The organism is Elusimicrobiota bacterium, from assembly GCA_016180815.1.
Classification (GTDB): Bacteria; Elusimicrobiota; Elusimicrobia; order JACQPE01; family JACQPE01; genus JACPAN01.
In genome coordinates this window covers 50245-68669 of record JACPAN010000006.1, presented here as the reverse complement: position 1 = coordinate 68669, position 18425 = coordinate 50245, and the positions used below count along the sequence as shown (strand labels likewise).

The window sequence follows — 18425 nt, the reverse complement described above, 5'->3', positions numbered from 1 at the left end:
GGCGTCTACCAAGCGACCCAGCAGATCTTCCAATGATTGATCGTTCTTAAACCTCAATTGATATAGCTCCATCAGTGGGAGCCTTCTTTTTCTTCTTGAACTTCCCAAACAGTCAATATCGGAAATAAACGAGTGAGCACCAAAAAGAATAAACAAAATCCCGCAAACCAACCTGCCGTAATCGTCCACTCCACCCAACTTGGATTATAGTGGCCGATGCCCCATGAAAGGTAGGGCCTCGCTCCGCTGGGGACAACAATGGTATAGCGTTCCAACCACATCCCGATGTTGACTGAAATTCCTGCGATAAGAAGGGCCGTAGTAATACGCCAGCGGCTTAAGGCCAATAGCGGCAACGGGATGAACAGGCAAAAAGTCAGCATGCCCCAGGTCGGCAGCCAGAATTCGCCGGTAAGCTTGGCCCAAAACACCTCCATCTCCGCCGTATGCCGGCCGTAATACGTGGTCAAAAATTCGACCAGAGTGAAATAAGCCCAGAAGCAGGCCACGGCCAGAAAAAACTTCTTCAAAGGCGCCAAGCGCTCCTCCGTAATAATCCACTCAAGATGAAACCACCGGCGTACTAGAACGATAATCGCAGCGAGACCCCCCAAGCCCTGGAAAGCTGCCCCAACCACGAAATAGGGTCCAATCGCGGCGCTATGCCAACCTGGCTTTGTAGTCATTCCGAAAATGAACCCAACGTTCGTATGCACGGAAATAACAAGGGCCAGGAGCAGGATGGATAAGACCGACATCAGTTGATGATGCAACCGCTTCTGCTGCGGGGTCCCTTGCCAGTCGAGCGCCAGGAGCCGGTAAAAATGCGAGCGCCAGGCAGCTAGTCCTGTCAAGCGGTCCCGGCAAAGCGCGATATCCGGCACCAAAGCTATGTAAAAGTACAAACAAGACATGAGGAGATAGGTGCTGATGCACAGGACATCCCAAAGGATGGGCGAGGTGAGGTGCGGATACAAGATGACGTTTAAGAACCGGTCCGGCCGGCCCAGGTCCACGATGACGGAGCTCGCAGCAAAAGGAAGGCTCGCAATAGTGATGCTTTCAGCGACCCGCGTAAAAGGCGTTCTCCAGGCCGCGTCAGTGATCCTCAAGATAGCCGAGATGAGCGTTCCGGCGTGCGACACGCCGATGAAGAACACGAAGTTGACGATGTATAACCCCCAAAACACGGGAACATTGAGGCCCGTTACCTTGAGACCATTGATGATCTGCCACGCCCAGGCCGCGACACCGGCTAAGAACACCGTAGCAAGTATGGCCGTCGTCGCGTAGAAAGCCGTGGTTGGCTCATTTGTTATCGGCTTTAACACCTCCGATTCAACGTCGTGCACTTCCTCAGGCTGGGGCACAGGCCAGGAAAATCGTACGTTTGAATTTTTAAGCTCCTTGTCCATCAATTCGCTCATCACCCCTCCTTTAGATAGACGACCTTCGGATGGGTGCCGAGATCATCCAGTATCTTGAATGCGCGATGACTGGAAGCTAGCCTCGAAACGGCGCTGTTGAGGTTATTAAGGTTCCCAAACGTAATGGCCTGGGCCGGACAAGCCGCCTGGCAGGCCGTCACATAGTCTCCCTCCTGAATATCCCGGCCCTCCTCTCTGGCCGCATCCTTGGCTCTTTGAAGGCGATGGTGGCAAAAGAGACATTTTTCTACGACTCCCTTGTCGCGTACGGAAACATCTGGGTTAAAGGATTGTTCCACCTCTTTTGGCCATTGGGACTTGCCCCAATTAAAAAACTTGCAGGTATAAGGACAAGCATTTACGCAGTAACGGCAGCCGATACAGCGGTCATAAACTTGACCCACGATCCCCTCAGGATTAATAAAGGTGGCCGAGGTGGGACAAACCCGAGTACAGGGAGGGTCATCGCACTGCTGGCAGGGCATGGGAATTAAACTTTGACGCACGCGGGAACCCTCTGACTCCGTCTTAGGGAGAATCTTGAGCCATCGGATGATCCTTCCCATAGCAGCTTCCTCAGGGCTTCCTAACATCTGGTTGTTCTCCACGGAGCAGGCCACAACGCAGCTCTGGCAGCCTGTGCAGCGGTCAAGGTCAATCACCATTCCCCAGCGGGGATGGCCTCTTGAAGCAGCGTGTTCATTGCTATTGAATTCGAACGTAAAGCCGCGACTGACCAATGCCGCGAACGAACCCATAGCAGCCAAAATCGTCTTAAGGAAATTTCTTCTATCTAATATTTCAAGCGCCATAAACTTTTACCCGAGCTCTTTGCCAGGCAATTTGGCCCGACACATCCATCTCGCTGGAGAGAAGCTCTCCGGGATTGCTTCCGATCCCCCGGGCATAGCGCCCCAGGGCCGTATGACCCAAGCCAAATGGAACGGATACCGTATCCTCTCGGATGCCTTCATAGAGTCTGGCGCGCGCTTTGATCTTGGCGGCCAAAGACTCCACCCAAATCTCCTGTTTGTCAGCAATACCCAATCTTTTTGCCGTATAAGGATGAATTTCCACCCAGGTCTCCCACTGCTCGCCAAGATGCGCTCCAGCTAGGCTGTGCAGATAAGGGAGATGTGCCCCCTCCCCAAAAGAATAGGCCATGGGAACGTGAATATAAAGCCTAAGAGGATGAGAAGGGTCTTGAGCCCCCTCAACCACCGATGTCAGAGCCTCAGAGGCAAGCTTGATTTTTTTTGATCCGGTTTTTATGGTGGAGGCGATGTTAGCGATCTCAGCTTGATATTCCCACCAACCACCTTTTTTCATAGGCTCGTCCGCTCCGGCTTTTTTGACAGCTTTTTGAAGGCTCTCCACGAAGGTCTCCCAAGGGAACGCCGAAGCAAATCTTTGCCCCAAGGATTTAGCCAAGCCCAAGATAAAATCTCCATGATCCCCAGTGTTGTAAATCGGGTCAATCACCGGAGGTGCGAAGCTGATCACTCCATGACCCTCAAGGGTGGGTGAAAACCCATACTGCCAAGCCTCCAGGGAGTGATGAGGAGGGAGCACAATATCCGCCATTTGAGATGACTCATCCAAAAAAGATGAAAAGCTGATGATAAAGGGAATCTTTTCCATAACCTTTTTCCATTGGGCAGGTTGGGGGCTTAAAAATACGGGATTGACTCGTTCCATCCAAAGAATCTCGATGGGGCTCGAGGAAGGCGCAAGGATGGCCTCAGGAATTCCGTCAAGAGACGCAATGGGTTCGGTCTTGGGTTTAGGAATTGATAGGGGAGGCAAGGTTAATTGATATTTTTCGGCTTCCGTTGCCAATATTCCGCGCTTGACTCCAATCGAACCTACAAGGGCGTTTAAGCTGTGAACGGCGATTTGGTTAAAACGGCTCGTGCGGCAGGTAATGGCCAAAGCAGGACGAATGGAAGCCATTTCATGGGCGATCTGAAAAATCTGGTCGGTCTTAATCCCAACGATCTCGGAAACCTTTTGAGGCTCATATTCCTTAAGAACCAGTTTTTTGAATTCCTCAAAACCAGATGCCCATTGAACGATAAAATTTTTGTCGTAGAGGTTCTCTTGAATCAACACATGGGCCACGCCCAGCGCAAGAACTCCCTCGGTATCGGGCTTGATGGAAATCCACTCGTCAGCCTTGCTGGCGGTGACGGAGAGCCTTGGTTCTATCTGAATCATCCTGGTCCTTCTCTCTAATCTTGCGCGCCGAAGCAGGCTAAAGGCCCTTTGCGCCTCGACCGGAGAGAGAAAAGATTGGAGCCAATCCCATCCGAAAGAAACAACAAGATTGGCGTTGGCGAGATCATAAAACAATCCCTCGGAGGTTCCGTGCATGGTCTTAAACGCGTCCAAAGGCCCTGTTGCCAAAGGCCAATTCCATTCCCAGAAGTTGGACGTGCCAAAAATTTGGGCAAAACGCTTCTGAATTTCGTGGCGGATGTCCCTTATGGGAGCGGCTAGCATGGCCAACGCTTCGGGTTTACCGCGACGAATTAAATCGAAAAGCTTGTCATGAAGAATCTGATGAGCCTCATCCCAGGAGATTCTCTCCCATTGGCCAGAGTCTCTCGGTCCCGTCTGACGCATAGGCGAGCGCAACCGGTCCGGATGATAGAGATCCTGAAGAATAGCCCCTCCCTTCGGGCAATGCGCCCCTTGGCTTATGGGGTGCCCCTGCATTCCAGCGACCCCAACGGGACTACCATTGACCACCCTGATTTGAAGCATGCAAAGCGCAGGGCAGAGCTTGCAGACGGCAGGCTTATAGACCTCAGAATCAAGATAGGGCAGGGGTTTTTCTTTTGGGGTCAGGACCTTGGCCTTAACAACCTTGGGCAGAGCCAGTCCTGCTCCCAAAAAACCGGCCCACTTAAACAAATTTCTGCGTGAAATTTCCATATCCATTTTTTACTCTCGCCTATTTGTGGCACGCCATGCAATCTGTCGTTACCCTTTCCCTCCTGTGGCATTCCATACATCCCTCCATCTCAAGAGGCACCGCCTGCCTGGCAACTGGCCTTTCCATTTTTCCGATATCACCGTGGCAAACCTTACAATCCAATTTCCCCATCTCCACGTGGCGTTTGTGGGAAAACCGAACATGCTGGGGCGCCTTGTAAATTTTTTTCCACGGGATCGTTTTCATTTCTTGAATATATCCCTCAAGAGTTTTTGGGGTCTTGGGGCTCGCTTGGCCAGGTTGATGACATAAGGCGCAGATGGGGGTGTTGGGAACGCTGGCGCGGATCTCGTCCTTGGCCCCTACATGGCACGCATCGCAGGCAATCCCAAAATCAACATGTTTTTTGTGGTCAAAGGGGACAGGCTGAGAAACCTCCCATCTCTGGTAGGTCCACCACCCCGACGCGATAAGCACAAGAACGACGGCTAACCAGCCAAGCCAGCCGTACAACTCTTCCTTGGACACCAGGCCTCCTTAAACCCCTTGGATGCGATTTTCAAATAATCCTACTTCGCCGTCTTTTCCGATTCTTTTTCTGAAGGCGCCATATTTTTGGGTCCAGCAAACTCCTTGGCCAAGGAGGTCAATCCTGACATGGCTCCTAGACCCATTGTTTCTACCGCGCTGGAAGGCACAATCACAACCGTTGAATTTTGGCGCATCCCCTCCAAAAGAATGTTCATCGCCCGCAGATGCAGGGCCACCGGGGTTTCCGAGTAAGCTCTGGAGGCTTGCCTGAACTTGTCGGCTATCTGAAGCTCCGAGTCTCCCAGGATTAAGCGCGCCTGACGTTCTCTTTCGGCCTGAGCCTGCATAGACATGGCATTTTGAAGAGCCACGGGAATTTTGACGTCCCTGATTTCTACGGAAAGCGCTTTAATTCCCCAAGATTCCGTGCGCTCATCAATCATCTGGCATAGTCGGGTGTCAATTTTTCGTCGTCCCACCAGCATCTCGGCCAAGTCTGTTTCGCCGATGATGTCTCTCAATGCCGTCTGAGAAGACCAGGAAATCGCTTCCCGATAATTTTCCACTTCTAAGGCCGCTTTCATAGGATCTACCACTCTCCAAAAGAGCACCGCGTCCACATCTACGGGAACGCTGTCTTTAGTTAGCGTTTGCTCTGCAGCAAACGGTGTGGTGACCGTTCTAAGATCAATCCAGTATGGAATCGTGTCAAAAAACGGCAGGATTCCAAAAAGACCCGGGCCGCGCATGCCTTGAAACTTACCCAGCCTCAAGATCACGGCCTTCTGCCACTGGCGGGCAATACGCACCGATAAGACTATGGTCAGGCCTATGATTGCCCCGGCAATCGCCAACAAAGGATTGCCCAACCGAACGCTGGCGAATCCCCCCAAGGCCGCAAAGGCCACGAACAGACTTAGTGTCAGTGGATGAATACCCATGTCTAACTCCTCCTTTTTTTGTTTTTCAGATTCACAAAATATTGTTTCTCTCTCAAGGTTCCTCTTCCTCCTTCTCCTCTTTCTCGCTCACTAGAGAAGGTTTGAGACTGAAAAGATATTGGGCCATCGCGTCTACTTCATCTTCAGAAAACGCTTCCTTCCAGGAAGGCATGTCAAGAATTGGCTCCGGGCCACTTTCTTCAACCTTGGCAGGATGAGCTCCTTTGAGGAGCTTGCCCTTAAGGTCACTAAACGTAAAGGCATCGGCCAGGTCGTAGAGGTTGGGAATTACACCGTCCGGATCGGCGTTGGGATTTTTAACCCCTCCTTCGCCGCTGGGCCCGTGACAGACAGCGCAGCGAAATTCCCGATAAAGACGACGTCCACGGGCCGTAGGGGAATCCTCTCCATCCGCCGCAAGTCCGGGAACTGATGTAAACTCTTTTTCAGTAGGCTGGATTGCCCAAAGAGGGCTCCATAGTCTCGCGCGGTAGGCTAAAAAACCGTAGAAGGAAAACAGATTGGCTCCAATAAAAACCACAAGAAAAACGAGATTGCGCGCTCCTTTGTCTCTCACTGGCCATTTTTCTTTTCGGCTTCTTCCTTTTTCTCTTCCTCGCTTGGGCTTTTAGCCTTCTTCTCGCTGAGTTTTTTTTCAATCAGGTCTTTTTTGCGAACAGAGGAGTCGTATTTCAAAAATTCAGTGATTTTTTTGACCACTGCGGGATTACTAAGCCCAGAGCGCTTCTTTTTAGACATTTTTTTGACATAAGGTTCCCATTCCTCGGGCAAGGCATAGGGAGAATTAATGGCGCGGGCGAGCGTATGGCATTTGGAGCATTTGACGGAAAAAGTCTTGTAGTTTTCCTGCTGCTCCTTAGGATAGCTAGAAACATCAATTTCCGCCGGGCCCTTATCCCAAGGAAACTCTTTTTCACTCGCGTCTTCTGCTGCCTTGCCTTTTTCTTTTTGGGTTTTCTTTTCCGCTATGACATTAACGGCTGTGAAACTAAAAACGAGCAGCAGTCCTACGCTAAAGACTAATGTTTTTTTCTTCATGTTCCCTCATCCTGCGCGACCGTTCTTAAATCTTTGGCGGCTGGCCCCGTGTCTATGAGTCGAAAGACACCTGGCTTGCGGCGTGCGCTAAAAGAGCGCCTGGTCCCCCGACCTAAAAGAGAACCAGATTAACCGCACGACACCAGCCGCCTTCACCTACTAGAGTAAGGAAGTAGATCTTCTATCTAGAACCCAACCTCAAACTGCATTGTCCAGCGCGTGTCCTTTGTTCCCTTGATGCCTGCTGTTTTATCAGCCAGTTCGTCGTAGTATTCCAGAAGGCCCCGGACATTTTCCATAGGGTAATAGGAGAGATTGGCAACAAGATGGTCTTTGGTATTGTTGGTAATTTTATTCTTGGTGCGATCAAAACGCGCCAAGGGCACGATCCAAGGACGCTCATCTTTTTTGACCGTATAGAACGCCTCAAGATAGTTCCCGGTGTTCTTTGAATTAAGAGCCGAGGTCGCGATCGTTTCGTTTTTGGTGTTGACCAAAGCTCCGCGAACTCCCAGGCCCATAAGCTCAACTAAAACATCCACTGCCGAGTCTGACATCTTGTTGATTCCGACACCCGATAAGTTCTTGCTTGTGAGATCTTCTTTGCCGGTGCGAAGGAAACCGCCGACCGCAATACCCTTAAGGGTATCGGCCACCAGCCTGAAGTTGTAGTTGGGCGGACCATAACCCTCTTGGGCCGTAGTTCCAGCCGTCGCGGCGCCCATTCCTCCGCCAAGCGCAGCAGCGTAGCCTAGAGCGCCTAAGCCCTCTTTACTTAGCTCGCCCCCCAAAGACAAGAACTGTTGGTTCAGCATCAGCAGCTCGCGAGCATCGCTTGCGCGCCTTGTGAAGCCGCTGTGGGCAAGTGTCTGGTAAGAATCCATGCGGTGCAGAAAATCGCCATATCCAGCCACCACGTTGAGATAGGGACTGGGATGATAGCCCACGGAAAGATCTCCGAACTCAGGTTCAAACCCGGTTCCGTGGTCATCTTCAGCCTCGATCTCCATGAAATAAGAAAAACCCTTGGCAATGCTTCCATCAGCCACAAAGAGCTCTATTTCATGAAGGGCTCTATTCTGAGCCTGCCGGGGCTTTCCTCCCGATTTCTGCCTATCTAAGGGCCGCGCTTTGACAAGCCCGCCCCAAGGAAATGTGCTCGGCAGGAACATATCGCTCGCTTCGATTTTCGCGCCAGCTTCCTTGGCTCTTTCGCGGACATACCCATTGTTTTTGAATTCGCGGCCGTAGTCATTGAGCAATGGAAAGGCGCTGTGGCACTGGGAACAGCTGATGCCGTACTTGCGCGCATATGCCGGCACCGCCTCCGCCTGCCCAATGCCATTAGGACGCACGGGACACAACCCTTTGATGCGATGCACGATCGGTGGTATCACCCACAAGGCTGCCAGCAGCATCGCCACCACGCCAAGCAACCTTACATGAACGTTGACTTTCTTCATACTTTCTTTACCTCCTTGCTTAAGTAGAGAAATCCTTTTTTTGTTTTTTAAGCGCGCTCTCCACAATTGTCCTCATCTCGGTGATCGAAATGGGTTTTGTCAAAAGATAAAAAATGCCCATCTCCAAACATTCTCCCGCTTGTTTTTGCTGAGTTTCCGAGACCACCACAATCGCGGGTATACGGGGCCTCATTTTGCGAATTACGCCCAAGCAAGCTAAACTCATGGTTTCTCTTGAATTGATGTCATAGATGAGGACATCGGGATACTCTTCAAGAATCTTGATCTGCGCCTCTTCGCTCGTGTCAGCATATAGGACATCTGCCGATTCCTCTAAAGCCTCTACAATCTGTTGATGAATTTTTTTATCCGCTGAGGCCACCAAAATCCGACTCTTGGGCACAGATGTCATCTCACTGAAATAGGCAACAATATGGCCATCTGCTTTTGAAAAAATAAAAGGAGTTTCCCTCTGGAGAAAAACCACAAGGGTCGATGGCATTCCAACTTTCTTGAAAAAATTTTCCAAGAAACTTGGAAATTCAGTTCTGAAAAGATTGCGGATCGATGTGGTGTTTTTTAAGGTACCAATAAAAATTGCTTAAGGGGAGATTGGCCGCCTCGGCCGCGACTTTCGCGTTGCCTGAATATTTTTCAAGGAGAGATTCAAAAAAGTCCGTTTCAAAAGCGTGAAGGGTTCTCTTTTTCAACATGGAAAAGCCTTCTCCATCGGCGGACGAATCAAGATCGGTTCCCACTAAAAATTCGGGAAGATCGCCGGCTTTGATGGCATCTCCCTCGCAAAAGACTGCGGTTTTTCTAAGAATATTTTGGAGTTCCCGGATATTTCCCGGCCAACGATAATGACAAAGGATTTCCAGGGCTTCCTCCTCGACATGCAAAACATTCTTGCCCGCCTCCCTGGAGAACTGCGGGAGAAAGTGTTGGATTAAAAGGGGAATGTCCTCGCGCCGTTCTCTTAAAGGCGGAGCGATGATGGCAACGACATTGAGGCGCCAGTAAAGATCCTCACGGAACCTGCCTTCTCGCACCTCTTTAGCGATATCTCTGTTAGTTGCCGCTATCACGCGAATATCAACGCCGCGAAGCTGATTACCACCTACTCTTCGAGTCTGTTTTTCCTGAAGGGCTCTCAACAGTTTAGCCTGAAGGTTGACGGGAAGCTCGCAGACCTCATCCATGAAAAAAGTGCCGCCATCGGCAAACTCCAGAAGCCCTGGGGCCGCCCTTGCGGCATCCGTATAGGCTCCTCTCTCATGCCCAAAGAGCTCGTTTTCCAAAAGGTTTTCGGGAATCGCTCCGCAATCCACAGGGACAAAATGCCCCCTCCTGCCTGATTGAAAATGGAGCCTCCTGGCGATGAGTTCCTTGCCTGTTCCGGATTCCCCTAAAATAAGAATCGAGGCATTGGTTTTAGCCACCTTGTCCGCCATCTCCAAAATTTTCCCAATGGCCGCGCTCTGGCCAATGATTTCAGCGGGCTTGTAACGCATCTCCACATGGCGGGTTAGGAGATGATTTTCCCCTTTAAGTTTCTGCTCCTCCAATGCCCGTTGAATTTTACGCTTCAAATCCTCCGGATGAAAAGGCTTGATCAGATAATCTAAAGCTCCCAAGCGCAAGGCCCCAACAGCGGATTCCACCTCTGGGTACGCCGTCATAAGAATGACCGGCAAATCAGGATTGGTTTCCTTGATAGCTCTTAGCAGCTCTATGCCGCTTAGCTTGGGCATTTTGATATCCGCCACAACCAAGTCAAAGTTTTCTTTTTTGAATTTCTCAAGCGCTCCCAAGGCCTGGTTTTCTAAAACAACGGAAACCCCGTTTCCTGAAAGTATGGCCTCGCAGGTAGAGAGCATATCCGGCTCGTCGTCCACGATAAGAATCCTGCTCATGACACCGCCGTCTCTGCATTGGACCGAAGGACTGATCCCTGACCAGCAGGGAGCAATAAGCCATCCCCTGAAGTTGGGACAGGAAACACCACCTTAAATGAGCTTCCTTTGCCGCGGCTACTTTCCACTTTGATTTCCCCGCCCAATGCTTTAACAAGGGAAAGGCTGATGGGAAGCCCAAGGCCCGTGCCCTGATCGCGGGTTTTCGTTGTAAAAAATGGCTCAAATAATTTCTCCATGTTCTCTTGAGAAATACCCTCTCCGGTATCTGCAATCACAGTCTCAATCGAGCCATTAGACGCCTGGGTTTTCGCTGTAAGCACCCCTCCGCGGGGCATAGCATCAATGGCATTGTTAATGAGATTTAAAAAGACATGGACAAGATCATTGAACCGGGCTTGTATCTTGGGAATCGAGTGATCCAACATTCGCTCCAAAACAATCCCCTTCTGTGAAATTTTCGGTTGGGCAATGGAAAGGGCTTCCGAAAGCGCCTGATTTAAGTCTACCGCGCTCTTGATTTCGGGAAGCGATTTGGAAAAACCCAACAGACTTTGAACAACCTTTCCTACTCGCTCGGATTGGCGGTCCACGATCTCCAAAGTTTCTTTAAGAAATTCAGGATCAAAAGAATCAAGAGATCCCAAGCGCGCCAGCTTCGCCCTGGTGGAGATGATGCCAATAGGGTTATTGATCTCGTGGGCAATATAGGCAACCAGATGGCCTAAAGTGCTTAATCTTTCCGTTCTCAGAAGCTGGCTCTGGCTTTCGCGGAGACGATCCATGATAGTGGTGATAAAGTAAGTGGTCACCAAAATCAGCGCGACAAAAGCTCCTGAAATTCCCGCGACAAAGGGACGTTTATGGGCAGCATGAGACACCAGGCCGTCTGCCGTTAAATTCTCATGAGGAAAAAGAGAAAGGGTATAGTGCTCCCAGAGATAAAGGTGCTCCCCGAACGCCATAACGAGAAAAAGGGCGATAGTTCCCGCGCTGACCAGATAAACCTTTTCCCTTGGCACCAGCACGCCGGCAAGAATGACGTGAAACACATAAACGACGAAAAGAGGGTTCTCGATTCCCCCTGAGAAATGAAGAAGATAGGTGAGAATTGCTATATCTAAAGCGATCTGCCACAAGAGCATACTGCCGAGATTCTTTGTCCTGTTTCTGATCCTCAAAAAGGCAATATTGGCTAAAAGAAGAACCGCGATCCCCAGCCAAAGAGGACCGGTGACCTCATGGGGAAGCCACTCCAACACATGCCGGCAAAGAAACACCGCGGTCGCCGCTCCTACGATCACCATCCAGCGCAGATTGATAAACCATTCCACGGCTACATCGGGCTTTTCAAAAGCCAGAGTTCCAAAATCAGACGAAACTTTTCTGAATGTTGGAGCGTTTGTCCCTCTGGTCAGGTGCCATATAGTCAAACCCGAAACCAGCAAGGTCGAGCCAATCCCTCTGACAAGATGAAGAAATCGGATTAAGCGGGCATCCACATCTTTCAGCCAAACGCGTTCTATGATCTCATAGCTGCCGAAAACAAAAACAATGATAAAAAGAGCTAAGCACGCAAAGTTCCAGTGGCTTAAGGTACGATTGAAACGTGTTTCCTTTTCCGAACAATTTTGAACCGCACCTTCTAATTTTAGAGGGTCTTTTTCCAAATTTTGCGTCTTACAACTGTGCATGGCCAGGCTGGAGGACCGGAGCCCAAATCTACTTTTCCGTATCTTGGGTCGTTTTCTCAATCTCCTGAGTTGTTTCCCTTAGCCCTTCTTTGAAAGACTTAAAAGCGCGGCCCAGGCCTTTAGCTGCCTCTGGGATGCGCTCTGGCCCAAAAAAAAGAAGGGCCACGGCAGTAATCAAGAAAACCTCCGCAAACCCTAGGTTTGGTAACACTATAATTTACCTTTAGACTTTGTATGCAACAATTTTGCCATCCATAAAACGACAATTTTTAGGCTGTTTTGTTGCATAAAAAAATCAAAAATGGTCATCAATAACCGATTAATTAGTTGCCTCTTGATTGGCTCCATGCTCTGGATAAATTCCAGAGCCTGCCTGATATCAGAGAGCGTTTGCCAACAAAGGGTTGTGCCGCCTTGCCATTCATCGAAAGATACGGGTCATTCTAAAAGCCATTGTTGTGAAGGTGCCCACTTGGCTGCGGCCAATCTTCCTTCTTTTGAGCGCGTGTCTTCGCCGGCTAAGCTCTTTAGCTCCATCGCATCGGATTTTATTTCCGCATGGACACCGATATTGGTCCCAATGGGGGTTCCCTCATCCCCAGGCCAATTTGTTTACGAATCTCCTCCCCTGGGCTATTCGCCTAACCGTTCCCCTCCTGTCTGTTGAAAAGTAGCCGCTTGGGTAAAGCGGCGCGCTCCATTACTCTGTAGAAAGAAGATAAGGAGGATAGGTGAAAAAACTGATTTGGATTGTTGCGATTCTTCCCTTGGGCGGATGCTGTATGCTGCCCATGATGGGCATGCATGGCGCGGGGCACGGCGGACATGGCGATCATCAAGAGGTTGAAACATTCGCTTGCCCTGTCTGCAAAATGGACTTAAAGGTTTCAGATTCAACCCCTCGCGCCACCTATCAGGGCAAACTCTACTATTTCGATAGTGAGGACCATCTTAAAGAATTTTTCCAAGACCCTCAGAAATACCTTCAAGAGGGCAAAGATTCCTCTGACCACAAAAACCACGGGGAACACTAAAATGATGAGTGGCATTGGCGCGATTGCAATGGTGGCGGCGATGGCTATCGGTCTTCTGATCGGAAGAATTAAGTGGATCGGTGGCAAGAGCTCCCATCGGCCCAAAGAAATTAAGGTTTCTTGTCCCGTATGCCGGACAGAAGTTAAGGCAAGTTCTTCCACTGCTCAGGCTACCTTTCAGGGAAAGACATTTTATTTTGCGAGTGAAGAACACGAAATGCTATTTCTTAAGAATCCTCAAATGTATAAGACAGAGAAACCATGAAATTTCCACAAGCCAGGTTTTCCATTCTGGCGGCGATGACTGTGCTGGTAAGCTTAGGCGTTGCGGCCTTGGCCCAAGAACACGAGGGACATCATAACCATCACGACATGGCGCCCGCGCCATCTACGCCAACTCCTCCAGTTGAAGATCAAGGTGGACATGACCGCCATGCTCCGCCGACAACGCCAGTTCATCCACCCAATTCTCCTGGCCGCAATCATGGAGATCATAACCAACCTCCACCAACAACTCCTGACGATGAGTCTTTAGCCAAAGAGTTTGAACTGGAGCTTCCAACTTGGCGCGGTTTGATGCGGCTGGGATTTACCGCCCAAGCCTGGAGGACAAAATCTCAAGAGGATAAACAGACGCAATTGAACGATTTTGCCCGCAAACGCGGCCAAGCCGCGCAAAAGGCCCAGCATTTACTGATATCTGACTCTCAAGCCAACTGCGATGAAATTCGCTTTTTAAGAACCTACTTGGGCGATGATTTAATCAAGCCTATTCTGATAAGGCATGAAGAAAGCCAAGCCCACTTGGCGCACCAGCACCCAGCCAAGCCTCCTTCCCCTCCCCAAGAAGGCAGCCAGCGCCCTATGGAGCGGCTTATTAAAGACATTGCTCTATGCCGGATTTATTGGGACAGCCCAGGGAAACCAACAGGACCTACGCCTCCTCCCGTTAAGGTGCCGCATGATCACGAAGGGAGTGGAGGGCATAATAGCCATTCCCCGGGGGCGTCTCCTGGTCATGAAGTTTCTCATCGCGGAGATGGTCCTGGCGCAGGGCATCATGAGGGCCACGGAGGAAGAGTCGGCCATGCCGAAGAATCCCATCCTAGCGACGGTCATGACGATTCCTCCGGAGGCGTTCACAGTGGAACAGGGGGTGCATCCCATGCTCACGCAGCCTCTTCAAAAGGCTCCAGTCATCACGCCAAAGAAGAAAAACATCGCAAAAGTCATGCATCCGGCGACCCCTTAATGCATGCTGTTCATCAGCCGAGCGGAGGCGCCGCTGACCAAGATAATCATGAAATGATCAACCAATCTGGTCACTCCACGCATCACAAAGCCAGACATGAAGATTCCGAGCGCCACGCTAGTCGTAGCATGCAAACCCATCAAAAAAATCACATGAGTCATGAGGAAAACGGGGATGCCTTGTCTCATGCAAACCATGAACATGCTACCGCTATCCATTCCGAAGCGCATAAACCAATGGCTACGGCGCATCATCATCCCCCGGGAGAGGTTGGGTTCGATAACGCCGCCTTCAATGCGCCAGGCCGTCATAATCACGGTGTTTCAGGCGGTAGTTTGACTGAATCCACCCACGATGCCCATACGCCGGAAATTCACCATCACGATCATTCGGCGCATCAAGCTGAGGCCAAACCTCATGCCAGCCGTGAAAATCCTGGGTCCAATGCAGATTTCGATTCAGCCGAAAATTCAGATAACCATAGCCAGCAAAGCCTTGCAGAATCAGACGCTTCAGGGCCGGTAAAATCTTCCTTGGCCTCAAAAACAGATGACAAAACAACCGATTGGCCCTGGAGGCCAGTCGGCTTGGTTTTGGCCAGCGCGGGGTGCGCGGTTTGGCTCTGGAAACGGCTATCTAGCAAGCCGCAAGCATCGCGGCTTGCTATAAAAGACCCCGTCATTAACAGGGGTTTCAAGGAGGAAACCAACCATGCTCCAGCAAACAAAAATAAGAATGTTGTCCAGCGCGACGCTGTTGGCAGCGGTTCTGGCATTAGCGGCGCTCGCTGAAACTGGCGCGCCTAAAGAAAAGCCGCGCCCGCATCCTGTCTGCCCCATGAAAGTTGAAGGGGCGGATGTTCGCGTAGACACCATTGAATCCGGCGCAGTGATTCATATCACCTCGAAAAATCCGAATGTCGTCAAAAAAATTCAAGACGCGGCGCTTCAGATGGCCGACGGGACAACCAAAAAAGCGGCCTATGCCTGCCCAATGGGCGACTATAGCGGAGTCCAAACCAAAGACAGCCGTTGCCCTAAATGCGGAATGAATCTGGAGAAGCGCTAGGGTTCAATGCGAACGCGAAAAGCGGTGTTATTTGCGATCTTAATGAGTTTGACGGGCCTACGGGCATGGTCACAACATGGAGGACATGGCATGCCTCCATCAAACTCTGGTTCAACGGACGATTCGCAAAGCCGCTTTCGGCGTCTTGAAAAAATTCAGAAGAAGATCTCTCTTACGCTTTAATCTGATCGATAATTCCCTGAGAAGGCTCTTGCTCTCATGCACGTAATCTTGATGTCGGAAAAAGTCCGGCAGGAAGAAACGCTTTGCGCCATCCTTAGTATAGTTCAAAGCCAAAGACAGATTTTCCATCGAACTTATTTTTTCCAGAGCGTTCATACCTGAGCCTTGACCTTTCCCTCGAACGAAGGTACCACCTCTGGCTCGGCCTTGGGCTGGGCAATGGAGGTGCTTATGGAAAACTGGAGAAAATATCTTGATCCTGAAGACATGACGCCTGCGGAGCGTATGAAATGCGTCATTGAATTGTTGGCAACCGCGGCCATGAGGATGGCATTGGATGAAGGAAAAGAGGAAATAAAATCGCCCACCTCAACCCCTTCCTCTCAACCTGGGGTTACTCATGCGCCAATTGCGAAAGGGCGCGTTCCCTTTGGGCAAGAAATAGACGGGATGGGGCGAATCTTCAATGAGACTGAGTTGCGTTGGATTCGTCGAATCCAGGAACTGGCCACCCAAGGTTGGTCGTCTGAAAAAATTGCCAAACAGTTGAATCTTGAGGATCATGAAAGTAAACGCGCGGGCAAATGGTCCAGAACGGCGGTTTGGCGGATTTTGAAAAAATTCAAAGAAAATGGCGTTACGAAATGATTTTGTAACGCCCGGCTCTTTTCGCCTTGCCCACTTGGACATTTCGCCGCCCTGGCCGTTCTATTTTTTTCTCTCATTTTTTAATTTCTCGACGGTTTTTCTAATACCGTTAGAGTTCTCATTTGAAATCCGTTACAAATCAGCGCTTTTCAAAACTTCTGCCCGAATCCGACACTAAACAAACCGCCCTTGACCAAATAAGACGTTTTATTGAGGAATTTCATCCTTCAGATAGTCTGCCAACCTGGGTTTATCGGGATAATGCCGACTTTGGGGCAGTTAACGGGGCAAATGGTAAACGGCAAATCTTGCTCCCAGAGGAAGCCCGGGCAATCAGGGGTAAACAGCGCCGATATAGACAGCCGCGACTGCCCAAAATCCAAGGACTTTTGAAGCTGGCTTACGAGCTCAAGAACAGGTTGGATAAAACCCCCGGCCTAACAAGGGACACTCTGGCCAGAAAGCAAGGCTTTAGCCCCTCCTACCTGACCCGCGTCCTGAGTCTGCTGAACCTAGCCCCCGCCATCCAGAAGCATATCTTGGCCCTGCTCCCATCCGTTCGGATGGGCCCTCTTACCGAACGTAGTCTTAGGCCGTTGACCAAAATCCAAGACCAGGATTTTCAGGTCAAAAAGTTTGAGCGGCTCCTCAGCCTAAACCGCAAAACCCAACCCGCCGTTTTCGCTTGACTTCCCCAACTTAGAAGGTAGAGTCCTTCAGGCCAAGGCAATCAATACGCCTTGACCGATATGACAAAGAAACCGCCCGTAGGAAAACAACCTAAAAATAGGAAGCCCCTACTGCTGAATGAATTTTCCATCCAGGTATATGCGGATGGCACTCTCGACTGGAATGGCTTTAATTATTTTCTGCGCCGCGATCTCCGGCGTTCCTGCTGGCAATGCCTGGTCAAAAATCTAAAGAAGCGGGGCTACAAGTTCTATCGCAAATCACAAGGAGGTTAATAAACCAATGCCACAGAGTAAGAAAAGTCCAAAAGTCAAAAGTGAGGCTAAGAATGGTAATGGCCAGAACGCCAAACCCGAAGATCGGCCGATCGTTAGGGCGATCAGAATCACGGCTCCCATACTTGAGGCGGCCAAAAAACTAAAGGCTGAGAAGGGAATCAGCTTTTATCGCCTGGGTCTTGAAGCAATATCAGCCCGCTTGGTCAACGAGGGCTACCTTAAAGATCCCGCCGCCAAGGCCTGAAACAACCCCACCGAAGCACCCTCGGATTCGAAGCCCACTCATCCGGGGGTTGCTTCGGACCCCCCTTGCTTCTTTTACGAAGTCGCTGTAACTGTCCTGACTGACAGGGCAAAGATAGGCAAAAGGAGGGCATAAAAAGATGGCGAAGCTAAAAAGAAAAGAGGATACGAGAACATTGATGATGGAGCTAAAACAGGAGGTTCACGACCTCCCCACAGACGAGTTGGCCCACAGGCTCGACATAACCTGGGAGGCTGCCAAAAAAATCAAAGGACTGATCCGGGAAGCAATGCCGCCGGAATACTTGGCAGTCGAGGGCAAATAAGATGAAAGCCAAACAAAAAGGCCTGAGAAAGGGAGACCGGGTGCGCGACGCGAAATGGGGAGGCCAGTTCACGGGCACCGTGGTCCGCACTGCAACACGCGAGGGCGAGCGCCGGGTATTTGTGCAGTGGGACAACATCGCGGTTGAGGACGAGCTACCCGAGACGCAGGTCACGCCTTTGAGAAAACGGATTAAGGGTGATATCGAATCCGTGGTTAAAAAACTTGAACTCGAATGGCGGGGGAGGCGGACATGACCTTCAAAGACGCGGAAATCCAACTATGCAGTTTCACCGCGGCCGGCGATGGCATCGACCTGCCGGAAACCGAACGGTGGTATAACTCGCCGCGGGATGGCAAACAGGCGGCGCAGGCCATCCTGGACAAGCACCCGCATATCGCAAGCGTGTGGGTGCGTAAGGTGCGCGACGCTCATATTCGGACCGTTGCCGTGGTGCAACGAGAGGAGGCGCGATGAAAAGGAAACTACTCAAAGCGATCCAGCGCACCGACTGGCAAAATTACCTTGACCCTGAAGATCAAAAAAGAATCAAGGACGAGCGCACCTACAGAATCAGCAGCCGCTTGGACGCTGTGGTGAATGCCAATGGCGAAATCGCCTTGGTCCTGCACCAAGGCCATGAATACCTGGCGGACACGACCCTCTCCAATCAGGCTCGCACGAAACTTCTGGCCTTGCTGCAATGCGCGAAGGGGGTGCGCCGATGAAATTGC

Annotated in this window: 22 protein-coding genes; 10 read left to right on the top strand and 12 right to left on the bottom strand. The window is 50.6% G+C overall.

Annotation, left to right across the window (positions count from 1 at the left end; all coding sequences use genetic code 11):
* Nucleotides 1-71: 71 nt before the first annotated feature.
* From nrfD to HYT79_02745, 12 genes are all read right to left on the bottom strand, one after another.
* On the bottom strand, nt 72-1427 hold the full coding sequence (gene nrfD, locus HYT79_02800; protein MBI2069504.1) for a polysulfide reductase NrfD: 1356 nt from the start codon (nt 1425-1427) through the stop codon (nt 72-74).
* Nucleotides 1427-2185: a 4Fe-4S dicluster domain-containing protein gene (locus tag HYT79_02795; protein MBI2069503.1), complete on the bottom strand. Its 759-nt coding sequence runs from the start codon at nt 2183-2185 to the stop codon at nt 1427-1429. Before HYT79_02795 ends, nrfD begins: the two co-directional genes overlap by 1 nt.
* 43 nt (nt 2186-2228) lie before the next feature.
* On the bottom strand, nt 2229-4364 hold the full coding sequence (locus HYT79_02790; GenBank protein MBI2069502.1) for a molybdopterin-dependent oxidoreductase: 2136 nt from the start codon (nt 4362-4364) through the stop codon (nt 2229-2231).
* Nucleotides 4365-4383: 19 nt separating this feature from the next.
* Complete coding sequence (locus HYT79_02785; protein MBI2069501.1) at nt 4384-4893, bottom strand: cytochrome c3 family protein; 510 nt, start codon at nt 4891-4893, stop codon at nt 4384-4386.
* A gap of 41 nt (nt 4894-4934) precedes the next feature.
* Nucleotides 4935-5837 carry a slipin family protein gene (locus tag HYT79_02780; GenBank protein ID MBI2069500.1) on the bottom strand — a complete coding sequence of 301 codons (903 nt, stop codon included), beginning with the start codon at nt 5835-5837 and terminating at the stop codon, nt 4935-4937.
* A gap of 52 nt (nt 5838-5889) precedes the next feature.
* Nucleotides 5890-6414 (bottom strand): cytochrome c, encoded by a 525-nt coding sequence (locus tag HYT79_02775; protein MBI2069499.1) that lies wholly within the window; start codon nt 6412-6414, stop codon nt 5890-5892.
* Nucleotides 6411-6896, bottom strand: a complete 486-nt coding sequence (locus HYT79_02770) for a hypothetical protein (protein MBI2069498.1) — start codon at nt 6894-6896, stop codon at nt 6411-6413. The genes HYT79_02775 and HYT79_02770 overlap by 4 nt, the downstream gene beginning before the upstream one ends.
* 185 nt (nt 6897-7081) lie before the next feature.
* A complete protein-coding gene (locus HYT79_02765) occupies nt 7082-8359 on the bottom strand; it encodes a hypothetical protein (protein ID MBI2069497.1) in 1278 nt (425 codons plus the stop codon).
* A 19-nt stretch (nt 8360-8378) separates the two neighbouring features.
* A complete protein-coding gene (locus tag HYT79_02760; GenBank protein MBI2069496.1) occupies nt 8379-8888 on the bottom strand; it encodes a response regulator in 510 nt (169 codons plus the stop codon).
* A gap of 13 nt (nt 8889-8901) precedes the next feature.
* Nucleotides 8902-10275, bottom strand: a complete 1374-nt coding sequence (locus HYT79_02755) for a sigma-54-dependent Fis family transcriptional regulator (GenBank protein ID MBI2069495.1) — start codon at nt 10273-10275, stop codon at nt 8902-8904.
* Nucleotides 10272-11945, bottom strand: coding sequence for a hypothetical protein (locus tag HYT79_02750; GenBank protein MBI2069494.1), 1674 nt, complete (start codon nt 11943-11945; stop codon nt 10272-10274). The genes HYT79_02755 and HYT79_02750 overlap by 4 nt, the downstream gene beginning before the upstream one ends.
* A gap of 52 nt (nt 11946-11997) precedes the next feature.
* The gene (locus tag HYT79_02745) at nt 11998-12186 is read right to left on the bottom strand and encodes a twin-arginine translocase TatA/TatE family subunit (protein MBI2069493.1); all 189 of its coding nucleotides are present in this window, start codon (nt 12184-12186) and stop codon (nt 11998-12000) included.
* 583 nt (nt 12187-12769) lie between these two features.
* Here HYT79_02745 and HYT79_02740 point away from each other — a divergent pair.
* From HYT79_02740 to HYT79_02695, 10 genes are all read left to right on the top strand, one after another.
* The gene (locus HYT79_02740) at nt 12770-13003 is read left to right on the top strand and encodes a YHS domain-containing protein (GenBank protein MBI2069492.1); all 234 of its coding nucleotides are present in this window, start codon (nt 12770-12772) and stop codon (nt 13001-13003) included.
* A 1-nt stretch (nt 13004) separates the two neighbouring features.
* A complete protein-coding gene (locus tag HYT79_02735; GenBank protein ID MBI2069491.1) occupies nt 13005-13268 on the top strand; it encodes a YHS domain-containing protein in 264 nt (87 codons plus the stop codon).
* Nucleotides 13265-15046 carry a hypothetical protein gene (locus tag HYT79_02730; protein MBI2069490.1) on the top strand — a complete coding sequence of 594 codons (1782 nt, stop codon included), beginning with the start codon at nt 13265-13267 and terminating at the stop codon, nt 15044-15046. The genes HYT79_02735 and HYT79_02730 overlap by 4 nt, the downstream gene beginning before the upstream one ends.
* Nucleotides 15047-15092: 46 nt before the next feature.
* Nucleotides 15093-15323, top strand: a complete 231-nt coding sequence (locus HYT79_02725; protein MBI2069489.1) for a hypothetical protein — start codon at nt 15093-15095, stop codon at nt 15321-15323.
* Nucleotides 15324-15737: 414 nt separating this feature from the next.
* Nucleotides 15738-16154 carry a recombinase family protein gene (locus HYT79_02720; GenBank protein ID MBI2069488.1) on the top strand — a complete coding sequence of 139 codons (417 nt, stop codon included), beginning with the start codon at nt 15738-15740 and terminating at the stop codon, nt 16152-16154.
* 972 nt (nt 16155-17126) lie between these two features.
* Nucleotides 17127-17366, top strand: coding sequence for a hypothetical protein (locus tag HYT79_02715; GenBank protein MBI2069487.1), 240 nt, complete (start codon nt 17127-17129; stop codon nt 17364-17366).
* A gap of 139 nt (nt 17367-17505) precedes the next feature.
* Entirely contained in the window at nt 17506-17691 is a 186-nt protein-coding gene (locus HYT79_02710; protein ID MBI2069486.1) for a hypothetical protein, read from the top strand.
* Nucleotide 17692: 1 nt separating this feature from the next.
* Nucleotides 17693-17947 (top strand): hypothetical protein, encoded by a 255-nt coding sequence (locus HYT79_02705; GenBank protein ID MBI2069485.1) that lies wholly within the window; start codon nt 17693-17695, stop codon nt 17945-17947.
* Nucleotides 17944-18168 carry a hypothetical protein gene (locus HYT79_02700; GenBank protein ID MBI2069484.1) on the top strand — a complete coding sequence of 75 codons (225 nt, stop codon included), beginning with the start codon at nt 17944-17946 and terminating at the stop codon, nt 18166-18168. The genes HYT79_02705 and HYT79_02700 overlap by 4 nt, the downstream gene beginning before the upstream one ends.
* Nucleotides 18165-18419 (top strand): hypothetical protein, encoded by a 255-nt coding sequence (locus HYT79_02695; GenBank protein ID MBI2069483.1) that lies wholly within the window; start codon nt 18165-18167, stop codon nt 18417-18419. Before HYT79_02700 ends, HYT79_02695 begins: the two co-directional genes overlap by 4 nt.
* Nucleotides 18420-18425: the final 6 nt, after the last annotated feature.

Bases quoted from the DNA above. Each gene is read 5' to 3' on its own strand.
- nrfD (MBI2069504.1), bottom strand. From the start codon at position 1,427: ATGAGCGAATTGATGGACAAGGAGCTTAAAAATTCAAACGTACGATTT.
- HYT79_02795 (MBI2069503.1), bottom strand. From the start codon at position 2,185: ATGGGTTCGTTCGCGGCATTGGTCAGTCGCGGCTTTACGTTCGAATTC.
- HYT79_02790 (MBI2069502.1), bottom strand. From the start codon at position 4,364: ATGGAAATTTCACGCAGAAATTTGTTTAAGTGGGCCGGTTTTTTGGGA.
- HYT79_02780 (MBI2069500.1), bottom strand. From the start codon at position 5,837: ATGGGTATTCATCCACTGACACTAAGTCTGTTCGTGGCCTTTGCGGCC.
- HYT79_02770 (MBI2069498.1), bottom strand. From the start codon at position 6,896: ATGAAGAAAAAAACATTAGTCTTTAGCGTAGGACTGCTGCTCGTTTTT.
- HYT79_02765 (MBI2069497.1), bottom strand. From the start codon at position 8,359: ATGAAGAAAGTCAACGTTCATGTAAGGTTGCTTGGCGTGGTGGCGATG.
- HYT79_02755 (MBI2069495.1), bottom strand. From the start codon at position 10,275: ATGAGCAGGATTCTTATCGTGGACGACGAGCCGGATATGCTCTCTACC.
- HYT79_02740 (MBI2069492.1), top strand. From the start codon at position 12,770: ATGCATGGCGCGGGGCACGGCGGACATGGCGATCATCAAGAGGTTGAA.
- HYT79_02735 (MBI2069491.1), top strand. From the start codon at position 13,005: ATGATGAGTGGCATTGGCGCGATTGCAATGGTGGCGGCGATGGCTATC.
- HYT79_02730 (MBI2069490.1), top strand. From the start codon at position 13,265: ATGAAATTTCCACAAGCCAGGTTTTCCATTCTGGCGGCGATGACTGTG.
- HYT79_02725 (MBI2069489.1), top strand. From the start codon at position 15,093: ATGAAAGTTGAAGGGGCGGATGTTCGCGTAGACACCATTGAATCCGGC.
- HYT79_02720 (MBI2069488.1), top strand. From the start codon at position 15,738: ATGGAAAACTGGAGAAAATATCTTGATCCTGAAGACATGACGCCTGCG.
- HYT79_02715 (MBI2069487.1), top strand. From the start codon at position 17,127: ATGCCACAGAGTAAGAAAAGTCCAAAAGTCAAAAGTGAGGCTAAGAAT.
- HYT79_02710 (MBI2069486.1), top strand. From the start codon at position 17,506: ATGGCGAAGCTAAAAAGAAAAGAGGATACGAGAACATTGATGATGGAG.
- HYT79_02705 (MBI2069485.1), top strand. From the start codon at position 17,693: ATGAAAGCCAAACAAAAAGGCCTGAGAAAGGGAGACCGGGTGCGCGAC.
- HYT79_02700 (MBI2069484.1), top strand. From the start codon at position 17,944: ATGACCTTCAAAGACGCGGAAATCCAACTATGCAGTTTCACCGCGGCC.
- HYT79_02695 (MBI2069483.1), top strand. From the start codon at position 18,165: ATGAAAAGGAAACTACTCAAAGCGATCCAGCGCACCGACTGGCAAAAT.